12 protein-coding genes are annotated in these 10,161 nt (G+C 59.6%); 9 read left to right on the top strand and 3 right to left on the bottom strand.

Going from position 1 to position 10,161, the window contains the following annotated elements; all coding sequences use genetic code 11:
- The first annotated feature begins 11 nt into the window (after window positions 1–11).
- The 6 genes from ACEU5R_RS31120 to ACEU5R_RS31145 all read left to right on the top strand — a co-directional run bounded on the left by ACEU5R_RS31120 (window position 12) and on the right by ACEU5R_RS31145 (window position 6,486).
- On the top strand, window positions 12–173 hold the full coding sequence (locus ACEU5R_RS31120) for an integrase core domain-containing protein (RefSeq protein WP_392413712.1): 162 nt from the start codon (window positions 12–14) through the stop codon (window positions 171–173).
- A gap of 351 nt (window positions 174–524) precedes the next feature.
- A complete protein-coding gene (locus ACEU5R_RS31125) occupies window positions 525–1,559 on the top strand; it encodes a hypothetical protein (protein ID WP_392413692.1) in 1,035 nt (344 codons plus the stop codon).
- A gap of 541 nt (window positions 1,560–2,100) precedes the next feature.
- Window positions 2,101–2,235, top strand: a complete 135-nt coding sequence (locus tag ACEU5R_RS31130) for a hypothetical protein (protein WP_392413693.1) — start codon at window positions 2,101–2,103, stop codon at window positions 2,233–2,235.
- Between the two features lie 61 nt (window positions 2,236–2,296).
- Window positions 2,297–4,456: a YcaO-like family protein gene (locus tag ACEU5R_RS31135; protein ID WP_392413695.1), complete on the top strand. Its 2,160-nt coding sequence runs from the start codon at window positions 2,297–2,299 to the stop codon at window positions 4,454–4,456.
- 12 nt (window positions 4,457–4,468) lie between these two features.
- Entirely contained in the window at window positions 4,469–5,371 is a 903-nt protein-coding gene (locus ACEU5R_RS31140; protein WP_392413696.1) for a hypothetical protein, read from the top strand.
- On the top strand, window positions 5,368–6,486 hold the full coding sequence (locus ACEU5R_RS31145) for a hypothetical protein (RefSeq protein ID WP_392413698.1): 1,119 nt from the start codon (window positions 5,368–5,370) through the stop codon (window positions 6,484–6,486). The genes ACEU5R_RS31140 and ACEU5R_RS31145 overlap by 4 nt, the downstream gene beginning before the upstream one ends.
- Window positions 6,487–6,503: 17 nt before the next feature.
- Here ACEU5R_RS31145 and ACEU5R_RS31150 read toward each other — a convergent pair whose 3' ends face one another.
- Both ACEU5R_RS31150 and ACEU5R_RS31155 read right to left on the bottom strand, forming a co-directional pair.
- Entirely contained in the window at window positions 6,504–7,520 is a 1,017-nt protein-coding gene (locus ACEU5R_RS31150) for a hypothetical protein (protein ID WP_392413700.1), read from the bottom strand.
- Window positions 7,521–7,560: 40 nt separating this feature from the next.
- A complete protein-coding gene (locus ACEU5R_RS31155) occupies window positions 7,561–8,193 on the bottom strand; it encodes a putative 2OG-Fe(II) oxygenase (RefSeq protein ID WP_392413702.1) in 633 nt (210 codons plus the stop codon).
- Window positions 8,194–8,419: 226 nt separating this feature from the next.
- On the opposite strand from ACEU5R_RS31155, the gene ACEU5R_RS31160 reads away from it, so the two are divergent.
- From ACEU5R_RS31160 to ACEU5R_RS31170, 3 genes are all read left to right on the top strand, one after another.
- On the top strand, window positions 8,420–8,818 hold the full coding sequence (locus ACEU5R_RS31160) for a hypothetical protein (protein ID WP_392413704.1): 399 nt from the start codon (window positions 8,420–8,422) through the stop codon (window positions 8,816–8,818).
- A 233-nt stretch (window positions 8,819–9,051) separates the two neighbouring features.
- Window positions 9,052–9,291 carry a hypothetical protein gene (locus tag ACEU5R_RS31165; RefSeq protein WP_392413706.1) on the top strand — a complete coding sequence of 80 codons (240 nt, stop codon included), beginning with the start codon at window positions 9,052–9,054 and terminating at the stop codon, window positions 9,289–9,291.
- A 168-nt stretch (window positions 9,292–9,459) separates the two neighbouring features.
- On the top strand, window positions 9,460–9,681 hold the full coding sequence (locus ACEU5R_RS31170) for a hypothetical protein (RefSeq protein WP_392413708.1): 222 nt from the start codon (window positions 9,460–9,462) through the stop codon (window positions 9,679–9,681).
- A 5-nt stretch (window positions 9,682–9,686) separates the two neighbouring features.
- Here ACEU5R_RS31170 and ACEU5R_RS31175 read toward each other — a convergent pair whose 3' ends face one another.
- On the bottom strand, window positions 9,687–10,025 hold the full coding sequence (locus ACEU5R_RS31175; RefSeq protein ID WP_392413710.1) for a hypothetical protein: 339 nt from the start codon (window positions 10,023–10,025) through the stop codon (window positions 9,687–9,689).
- Window positions 10,026–10,161 lie beyond the last annotated feature (136 nt).

Raw genomic sequence — 10,161 nt, forward strand, 5'->3', positions numbered from 1 at the left:
TTGAGCGTGTCATCCGTACGTTCAAAGAACAATGCGCGCATCGGCATCGCTTCGAGAATATCCAGCACGCCAGCCGCGTTGTAGGCGACTGGATACGTTTTTACAATCACCGACGCCCGCACCAGGCGCTCGAGATGAAGACTCCGGCTGAGGCGTTTGCATTAGCCACTTAACCTGAGCAGGTTCTGCTGGGTCAATACATCGCCACACAGTGGATGTGGTCCTACAATCACGAGCGCCCAAATATGGCTCTGGGCGGATTTACGCCAAAACAGCGGTTAGCCATGGCCGCGTAGCGTTCCTACTTCTGCCAATCGCTAAAAATGGGGGGATTACCAGTTGGGGCAACTGTTGGCGCTGCGCTAGGCGGTGCGTTCGGCACAGCTGTGCCTGTCGTGGGGAATGTGCTTGGTGTTGCTATTGGCGGTGTTGTAGGTGGATTAATCGGAGGGGCTTCCGGTTATTGGGCAGGCAGCCGATTGTCAATAGAGTTGTACGATTGGATCAAAAAATAGGAACTAATAATGTCCTCAAAATATGATGCTTGCGCGGAATTGCTCCAGTTTCCCTTAATTGGGGACTCTGTGAGATTCACTTGCGTCATTGATCCGGCCAGGAAGGTTAGGATTTTTGATCAACAATTCACTTCACCAGATGTCGCTTTTGGAAGGGTCCAAACAAATGGTGTTGGTGATTTCTGCCGGTGGATGCTTACGGATGTGGCGTTAATCATCAGGTTTCTTGACGGTACTTATTGGGAAAAAGAGCGACCGGAGGGGTTGTTTTCGGGGGGGAGCGCCTACAATCGGATATTTTCTTTTCAGGCTGGCTCCGCTGACATAATCGTCGTGTGTATGTCCCCGACCGTTTTTGTCTTGCGAGTATCAAACGGCGTTGTTGAGGAAGAGTCATTATCAATCAGTGCGCATTTGTATTGCGGATTCGGATCTTCTGACGCAGAGTATTTTCTATTTGGACAGAGTCTGCGTTCTGATCTTGGCGAGAGTGGCCAGCCGCTAATAGTGTCAGCGAAGGCTGACCGGTTCATGGTGCAAGATGCAACACTTGATGTTGGAGCAAGCATTGAGGGGATCATGGCGGCGCTTGCATGTAATCACAGCGCAACGTTGATTTGCTCCGAGAGTCCGCCCCCATTAACTATGTACGATTTTGAGTGGGACCCTAGTCCCGGGGCTACCGATCACGAGAACTTCTGGGTTGTGCCGTGGCCCAAGACGGGGTCGGTGAAACCAACTCGGATAGAAGGGGTTCGATACCTTGGGGCAGGGGGTGTCAAAGGTAATCAGGTTTCATACTTTCAGGATCAGAAGAACCGACATGGCTCTGATGTGGCTTCCATGATTTGTATTTCAGCGGACGGCGTTCCACGATATCTGAATGTGCAAGGGCTGCACCGAGATTCAACCATTTGGAAAGTTCAGTACGACCCTCTGTTTGGCTGGTTGGGTGTTGCGAGCGAATTTTCGGGAACACGTGACTCGCATCTAATGTTGAGTAAGGATGGGTTGGAGTGGGCATCCCGAAGGATTGATCTGTGAGGGGCTTGGTAATATCAATCTACTTTACTGTCCTTGATCAGGGGGAGTCAGCGATTTAGCTCGTGGCATACATGGAGATCTGGCGGTCTTCTGGTAACAATCCGTTTAGGGGTGGGGCTGGTCGCAACGTCACACTAGGATGTCGAATAATAGGAATGGGCTGGGTGTTTAGTTGTCGATACGAATGTACTGAGATGGTATTCACCTGACACCGGTCCCCAAACCGGTGTTTGCTCAAGCAGTCTCGACCAACACATCTAGCGGAGTCGGCTGCTCAGCACGCGCTTTGTCAAGATGACCCGCGCGGGGCTGTCGAGCAGCCACAACGTGAACTACAGCGGCTACGACCAAACGGAATACATAAGTCGTCAATCGCCTCACCACGCGGCTGCCGCATCCACCGGCAAACCGAAACGGCGAGAACCACCGCCCTAAACCACCATCCCCCCACCTGGAAAAGTTGCTTGAGCCGGTAAATGGCCGGTCTCTACACACAGGGTTGGCCCTTCAGGCCAGCCCAGGTACCGACATCGGAGCAACCATGAGCCAGACCCCCGTCACCACGCCGCAGCCCGGCACCCCCCAGAACGATCCCAAGCGTTTCACCTGGAGCGTGTCCAGCCAGCAGCGCCGCAGCCAGCCCCTGCCTGTCCCGGCGGGCAGCGGCGGGAAGTAAAACGCAAGGAAGAAGCGCACGAAAGCCGGCTGGCGGGCCCCTCCCGCCCCGGCGATACGCCATGCAACTGGATCTTCCTCACGTGTTGATGCCCGGAAGCCTGCTGCATGGTTCCTCCCTGCAATGCCGGCAGGCCTCGCGCACGTTGTCGCTGCGCGCGCCGCAAGCCGTGCTGCGCAGCCTGCGCGACTTTGACGGTGGTTTGACGCCCCGGCAGTGGCTGAATGCCTGCGCCGAGCGGGGCTGGGACGCGCAGGCGGCAACCGGGCTGATGACCACGCTGATTGCCGAGGGGGTGCTGGTCAGCGCCGCCGATATGCCGAGGCAACTCTGGTCGCATGTCTTGAATCCCAGATCGATGGGAACAGCCCCCGAGCCTGCCCGGATCGTGGCCTTGATGGACGAGGCTCAGGCGCGCCTGAAAGCGGCTCCAGGCTGCCATGCCATCACGCTTGAAAGCGATCCGCGCGCCGACGGGCTGCACAAGCTCCTGCGTCTGCGGGCCTCTCGCCGCTATTTCGGAGAACAGGCGCTTGCGCCGCAGATCCTGACCGCGGTCTTGTGGGCGGCGGCCGGCGTGGTTGATGATGAAGATCGCTTGCGCACCGTCACGCCGTCGGCCGGCGCGCTCTATCCGCTACGTCACTACTACTTGAACCTGCGCGCCACCGGCACGCTGTCGCCCGGTGCCTATGCGCTGTCGGCAAGCGGCGAAGGGCGCTTGCATTACTCCTTGATCAACGCGGATCTGACCACGCTTGAAGCAGCGTTCTCCTCTCCGGATCTGCTGAATAATGCGCAAGGGGTGTTGGTGATCGCCGCCGATTTCGCGGCGAGCGCGAACAAGTACGGACCCCGCGCGTTGTCGTATGTGCCGCTGGAAGCCGGGCATGCCGCGCAGAACGCGCTGCTTGCGGCGGTGGCATGCGATTGCCATGCCGTTGAGATCGGCGGATTCATGGAACGGGAGCTGGCGACGTTGCTGGGATGCGCGGACGCCATCGTTCCCATCACGACGGTGATACTCGGGACCGTCGCGGCGCCTCCGGCGGTGGCGGCCGCCAGCGAGTTCGAATGGGTGGCCATCAGGGACGCCGACGGTGAACGCCCGTTCTTTCTGTGCCGCGCCCGCGACAATGCCGCCCATCCATGGTCCTGGGGCCGCGATCCCGACCCCGCGCGCGCGCGCCTGAAAGCGACCATGGAAAGCCATGAGCGCGCGGCCTTGTGCCGGCCGCTAGGGCTGGTCGCCGCGCGTCATGGGGACCTGCCAGGCGCCATTGATCCCCGCGACATCCTCTGCTACGGCGCGGCGCAGTATCAGCGCGCCGGCTTTCCATACCGCCCCTTCGACCCGACGGCGGAATACTGGTGGAAGGCTGCCCGCAATGTGCTGGATGGCGCGCCCTGCTTCTTGCTGGCCGACCTGGTCTATCTGCAGGCCGGCTTGTCGGATCTGGACCGGAAGCTGCCCTATACCGATGCCAATACATCCGGCGCCGCCTCGCATGCATCCATGGACGCCGCGCTTGAGAACGCGGTGCTGGAACTCATCGAGCGCGACGCGTTCATGCGCCTGTGGTTGGGCGGCGACGCCATCGCCGTCATCGAAGACGCGCTGCCCGCTTCGTTGCAAGCCCGGCTGCGCCGCCTGCGCGATGCGGGCATCAAGGTGACGCTGCGTGATATCGGGCACGCCTACTGCCCGGTGGCGTTCTGCCATGGCCAATCGGAATCCCGGCATTTCACGCGCGTGTCCAGCTGCGCGAGCTATGACTTCGTGACAGCCATGGATCATGCCCTGATGGAGCTGGAAGCGCAGATTTACATCACGCTGCACAATCCAGCGCCTGCCGCCTTCCGGCCCGGACAGGTGCGCGCAGCGGAAGACCATGCGGCGCTCTATGAACAGAAGGCCTATTTTCGACGGGCCGACCACCTGGTCGCCGCGCCGGCTGCCGCCCCGGCCGAACGGCGCCTGTCCAGGGACTGGGCAGGCCTGGTCCAACGCCTGCGCGAAGACGGCCAGCAGCTGATTGCCGTTGATTTGAGCGACGGCGCGCCATTGCGCACGCCCACCGTCAAGGCGTTTATTCCCGGATTGGTCCCCATCAAGTTCGGCGCGGGTAACGAACCCGCCGGGCATCCGGTCTATCAACGCATGCGCCAGCTTTACGCGGGACGGGGGCGCAGCCCCGGTTTTCCGCATCCCTTCAATTGATAGGTAAGGACCATGTCATCGTTCCTGGTTAAAGAGGCGCCCGACGCGCTCACACTCGTTCAGCATCTGAAGACCCAAACTGCATTTCAGCAGGCCAGCGATGCGTTGAGCGGCCAGACTTCATCGCAGTTGCTGGCGATTCCGCTGCCGGCGGGGCTATATGAAGGCTTGCAGGATGCCGCCTATCAGGCGATCGAGGCCCATGGCCTGCACGGGTGGCTGTCGGCGGAAGGACGTCATCACGACCACAACTATCAATCTCTTTCGCTGGTCTACAACCCCGACATGCACGAGCCGGGGATGGACGATGTGCATCAGGCCACGCTGGGTACGTCCCTGAACCCGATCAATGAGTTCTTCTACAACTCGGTGCAACGGCATCGGGGCCTGAAGAACACGTACTTCGATTCCTACGGATTTCGCGTGAGGACGCCGGCGGCCAGGCTGGGCGAGCTGGGCAGGTTCCTGGATCAATGCGGCCTGACCCTGATTCGTTCGCGCCTGTCCGTGCTGATCGGCGAGCGCGGCATCACCTCGGATTTCATGGATGGCTGGCATCGCGACGAACCCGTGTTCGAGAACCTGCGCCTGAACATTCCCCTGACCTCGGACCCCGCCTATCGCCTGCAGATCGAGCATGAAAAGGACAAGCCACAGGAAGACTCGGACACGATGACCGAGCATTTCCTCGAGCCTGGCTATGCCTATACCTTCAATACCAACATCCCCCACCGGGTGTACGTGAAAGAACCCAGCAGCCAGCCCAGGATCCATCTGGTGCTGGGCTTTGCGCCCTGGTTCGACCACGACCCCGGGGAAGATCGTTGGCGCGTCAATGCGCACTTCGGCAAGACCCATCCCTTCGATCTGCTGCGCAACGGACAACTGCATTCCGCCTTGAGGGCCCAAGCATGAAGAAGAACATCGTCCTGCTCTCGTCTCACAGCCGCGAAAGCGCCGCCAAGGAGAAGCAATACCGGGCGGCGGCCGACGCACTGGGCCTGGCGGTCGCCGACTATCCCGATGCCGGCACCCTGGGTGTATTTGCCTGCAGCGACTTCCGCAGCGTGGATGCCGCCAATCTGGCGGCTCTGCATCAGGTAGCGGGTCCCGAGGTGCTTGCCACGACGATCGCCACGCAGAAGTCCCTGGCCTATCGATTTCTCGCGCAACGCGGCTTCTCCACGCTATGGGCGCACGCGCCGTTGCGCGTGGAGGACCTGAGGCTTGATCTACCCTATGCCATCATCGTCAAGCCGGACAAGGGCAGCGGGTCGTTCGCCGAGCATCCCTGGGCTTATCAACGCTATGACAGCCTGCGCCATTTCCATGATTGGCTGGCGGAACGCCAATTGCTGGAGGCGTTCCTGGCCTATCAGAACGATCCCAATTCCTGGTATGGACGCTATCTGACCATGGAGTACATCGGCGATAGCGACATCTATACCGCCGCGGCGGTCGCCGGCCCGGATGGCGTCGCCGTCTATGAGGGCGGGCGCTTGCGCTTCACCCGCGACACCCTGCAATGCGAATGGATGCTGCTGGGCGAGCGCCACGCGAACCACGACCAGATCACGCAGATGATCCAGGCGCTGTATGACGTGGGCTTGCGCCAGTCCGTCATATACATCCAATGCGTGGAAAAGGATGGGCAGCTTTGCGCCATCGACATCAATCTGCGACCGGGGACCATGCCGGACCGCGCGTTCCACGGCCTGGGTCTGCCGTACTACCAGGCTGCGCTCGCATACATGCTGGGAATGACGGCCTCGCTGGACTTCAGCTGGAACGCTCCCTATGTCGGCATCCGGCGGGTGGTGCTGCCGCTGGAGCATGGGCGTCGCAAGGCCAGTTTCGGCGAGGGATGCATCTCCCTGATTGGCGAGCTTGCCTACGATTCTGGCCGTCCGTTCGATCTTGGCCATGCTTGGCCCATGTTCGCAGTCAGTGGAGGCGACGCCCTGCACTGCGCGCAACTGGCGGAATCGTTGGTCGGAAACATGCGGCTGTCGCCGCTGGCCGAGATTTGAGGCCCACCTGAAGAAGGTCAGGCCGTATGTTCGGCCTCGGCCTTCAACCCGTCTTCAGGCGCTTCGGCTGCCGGCGTCTCTTCCGTGAACACGGACGCCAGCATATGCGGATACACATTGGGGTGAATCATGGGATGGCTGTTCATTTCCAACAGCCAGACCCGATCATCGTCGTCAATGACGGCGTCAAGCGTGAATACGGAGTGACGGCGGATGGCATCCGGAATGCCTCGATACAGCAGGGGGCCGGCAAAGCAGAACTGCGCCTTGACTGCCGCGGTCGCCTGCTGCCAGACATCGCGGTTCTTGAGCGTGACGCGGTCGTGCGGCGTCATGTAGCGAAAATCGAGCATGACGTTCACGCCCTCGGGCACAACTTCGTCCGGGTGATAGCCTTGCCATGCCAGGATCTGGACCGAATCATCCAGGTCCATCGTCAGATCGAAATTGCCACGGGGCTGGGTGGCGATCTCGCGCAGCGTCCGGCGGCCATCGCCGGTGATCTGCGGAGGTGTCAGTACTTCAAGCGCGACGGGCTCGCCATTCCAGAACCACGCTTTCGCGCTGCGGCCGCGAATGAACTGCTCGCAGAAATTCCCTGCCTGCAGCGGATCGTCGCTGTTCAATGGCGCCAGCGGTCCGAACGGCCCTCGGATGCCCACGCCGAATGATCCTATGGCGGGCTTGACGATGTAGTCGGGCGCCAATGGAGGGCCTTCGGTCCAGCTGGCCGTCACCCGCAGGCCATTGGCCAGCGCATACTCCTTGAACAAGGTCTTGTCCGTCGACAAAGGCCAGGACTTGACCGGATATGGCATCCACCCGATGAAATCGCCATCGCCGGCGAAGTCGCGCTGATAGATCGTCTGGCCGTTGTGCTCCCGGACGAATCGGGGCACCAGCACGATCTGGCGGCCAGCGAAACGAATGGTCATTTCGAACGTCTCGGGCGCGATCAGCATCTCCGCGTCATGAGCAAGCGCCCATTCACGGATGGGATGCAGATGCTTGATCGGGCGAAACAGGTAATACATGAATGCCGCTGAGGAAGGCCAAGGGTAGCGCTGAGGAATGCTATGCGGGCCGTTCGTACTTGACGCTGCCTGCGATGACCCGCCGCGTCACATCATCGGTATTGGGCGTGGTGTAGTGCATCAGGTAACGCGGGAACATGATCAGATCGCCTTCGCTGGGCTGGATGATCTTCACCAGGGCGTGGCGGGGAACCACGAAACCGCCTCGCCCGACCGTGCCCCGGGGGTCCATCAGCACAAGCTGGCCGCTGCCGTCCTTCGGCATAGTCAGGTAATAGACAAAGGCCAGATCCGAGCCTTCGTGATAGTGTGCATGCACGGCGTCCTTGGCCTGGCCCGACCGTTGGACCACGAACCACATGGTGTGATGGCGTTTGGCCTGATGGATCTGCTCGCCGTAGACTTCGTGGGCGTAGCTGTCGCATTCCGTCAACAACAGTTCCCGGATGGCTTTAAGCTGCGGATCGCGCGTGCGCTTGAAAACACCCGTGTCGTAGCGGGTGTACAGGGTTTCCAGCGTCGCGGACCGGCTTTCGTCGTTCAGCAGGCGGCTCTGGTTTTGTTCGGAATAGGCTTGCAAGGCCGTGTGCAGATCCGTCCCGACCTGGCCGCTCTCGCGCAGGTTGTAGTGCATGATCGGAGTGGGCCACAGCCATTGGATTTCACGGGACATGGATCAATAGGGCAGATTGAACGGCGCGCGTATCGCGCCACGACATCCTTAAGTTATCTGCGCCGGGCGGTTTCAGTTTAGGGGCGGTTGGGTGTATTTCGGCAGTTCGCTCGCAATGGCAGCATCCGGATTCATTGCAAGTCCGTGGATTAGGCGCTTTTGGATGCGTCTGAGCGGTTGAGTGGTGGTGGCTGCCTTTCTTTTTCGTACGATCAAGGAGTCATGCATGGCAGCACAGAGCATCGAGGCATTCGAACAGGCGCTGTTGGTCTCGGAGGAAGTCTTGAATACGGAGTACTCCTTTGACAAGGCTGAACCGAGTTACCTGCGTTGTCTTGAGATCATCGATGCCGCACCGCATCTGCGCCCGCAGATCGTGGCCCTTCTGATTGAGCTATTCAGGGAAAAGAAAATTAGTGACGAGCCTGTCGCTTTCCTCATGCACAGGCTCAGGTGGCCTGAAATCCGGGAATGGGCAGAGGCGCAGTTGGTCGGGATGCGGAACCCGATGGCAAATGGCAGGGCGCTGGAAAAAGTACTTATGGCGTACAGCGATGGCTGGGAGAACAAGGAGTTCTACGAACTGTTTCGGCTGAACGCTGGCCTTGGAGTTTTGAGAAAATAGCCGCGCAGTGTCCGGGGCTTGGTTATGAGCGTATTGAGTAGCGTGGGAAATGACGAGAGTCCAGGACGGCGGCGGTAGGCTTGTCCGAGTCGTCAATGCTGGTGCTACATCGGGCGTGCGTAGAGCCTATTAAAAACCGATGTTGCGTTGCCGCTTTCGTGTCTGCCTGGCAGCTCTCGATACTGAGTTGCTTCTAGCGGCTACGCGCCGATAGCGCTCAACGAGGCATAAAAATGGGTATATACGTGCGAATTGAAAAGGTCCTGGAGACCGGTGCGGTGGTCAGGTACTCCTTTGGTACAGGAAACGGCAAGGCAGGGATGGTTGAATTGCGCAGGAAGGATGGAGAGGTGGTCTTGATGGAACCCATGCTCGAAGATGAAAAAATGCACCACTTTGAACGGGCCGCGGTGAAGGTGTTTCGCGCATGGGAAAAAGGAGAGTTTCCTCAGTGCCTTGAGTGGGCTTCTTGAGCGGCGCGGGAGTGGCTTGCCGTATTTGGCTCACCGGTGCTCAATTGGGTGGTTTCGCAAGCCCAAAGGCGCTATGGCCGGAGTTGCATTGCAGGATGCATTGTTGCGATCGACATCGCGAGCCATTTTAGAACTGAACTATTTGCGGTTGAGTGAGGGACCATTCGCATGGATCGTAGCAAGGCCATTGAGCTTGCAACGCAGTACTTGATAGAGAAGAGAATTGGATTCAGCGAACCCGTCCGGGTAGTTGGCACGGACGATTCATGTTGGGAAGTGATTTTTCTTGTGCCTTTGGCGCTTGATCCCAATTGCGTGGTTGATCCACCAGATGTGCGGGTAATGGTTCATGCAGATTCGGGCAAGGCAAGTCTCGTGCTGTCGATGTAGGTGCTTCAAAGCGATCCAGTACGTTTCGGCGCATTGGGAGCGTAGGAGGTTGGGATGACAGAAGCTGAAGAAAATCGATTGGCCGATTTTCTGGTGGACAAGGGCCAGGACTTGACCGGATACGGCATCCAGCCGATGAAGTTGCCATCGCTGGCCAGGTCGCGCTGGTAGATCGTGCGGCCCTCGTGTTCGAGCACGAAGCGCGGGATGAGCACGATATGGCGGTCGCCCAGGCGCAGCGACATCTCGAAGGTTTCGGGCGCGATCTGCATGTCTGCCCCGCGTTCGCCCGCCCACGCCAGGATGGGGCCTAGATGCTTGAGAGGGCGGAACAGATAGTGCATCGCGTAGTCACGGAATAGGGGGCGCGGGTAGGGCGGAAAGATCTTCGGGCGGCGGTTTTCCGCCTTTCAAGTTATAGATTCTCCCGCCGGTGGACGTCCTGTTTAGGGCTGGCCGACGGGGCGATTCGGCAAGCGG

Source organism: Achromobacter sp. 413638 (assembly GCF_043119405.1).
Classification (GTDB): Bacteria; Pseudomonadota; Gammaproteobacteria; order Burkholderiales; family Burkholderiaceae_B; genus Achromobacter.

What these genes read in the sequence shown, in the direction of transcription:
- ACEU5R_RS31125 (WP_392413692.1), top strand. Translation starts at nt 525, where the DNA reads ATGTCCTCAAAATATGATGCTTGCGCGGAATTGCTCCAGTTTCCCTTA.
- ACEU5R_RS31130 (WP_392413693.1), top strand. Translation starts at nt 2,101, where the DNA reads ATGAGCCAGACCCCCGTCACCACGCCGCAGCCCGGCACCCCCCAGAAC.
- ACEU5R_RS31135 (WP_392413695.1), top strand. Translation starts at nt 2,297, where the DNA reads ATGCAACTGGATCTTCCTCACGTGTTGATGCCCGGAAGCCTGCTGCAT.
- ACEU5R_RS31140 (WP_392413696.1), top strand. Translation starts at nt 4,469, where the DNA reads ATGTCATCGTTCCTGGTTAAAGAGGCGCCCGACGCGCTCACACTCGTT.
- ACEU5R_RS31145 (WP_392413698.1), top strand. Translation starts at nt 5,368, where the DNA reads ATGAAGAAGAACATCGTCCTGCTCTCGTCTCACAGCCGCGAAAGCGCC.
- ACEU5R_RS31150 (WP_392413700.1), bottom strand. Translation starts at nt 7,520, where the DNA reads ATGTATTACCTGTTTCGCCCGATCAAGCATCTGCATCCCATCCGTGAA.
- ACEU5R_RS31155 (WP_392413702.1), bottom strand. Translation starts at nt 8,193, where the DNA reads ATGTCCCGTGAAATCCAATGGCTGTGGCCCACTCCGATCATGCACTAC.
- ACEU5R_RS31160 (WP_392413704.1), top strand. Translation starts at nt 8,420, where the DNA reads ATGGCAGCACAGAGCATCGAGGCATTCGAACAGGCGCTGTTGGTCTCG.
- ACEU5R_RS31165 (WP_392413706.1), top strand. Translation starts at nt 9,052, where the DNA reads ATGGGTATATACGTGCGAATTGAAAAGGTCCTGGAGACCGGTGCGGTG.
- ACEU5R_RS31170 (WP_392413708.1), top strand. Translation starts at nt 9,460, where the DNA reads ATGGATCGTAGCAAGGCCATTGAGCTTGCAACGCAGTACTTGATAGAG.
- ACEU5R_RS31175 (WP_392413710.1), bottom strand. Translation starts at nt 10,025, where the DNA reads ATGCACTATCTGTTCCGCCCTCTCAAGCATCTAGGCCCCATCCTGGCG.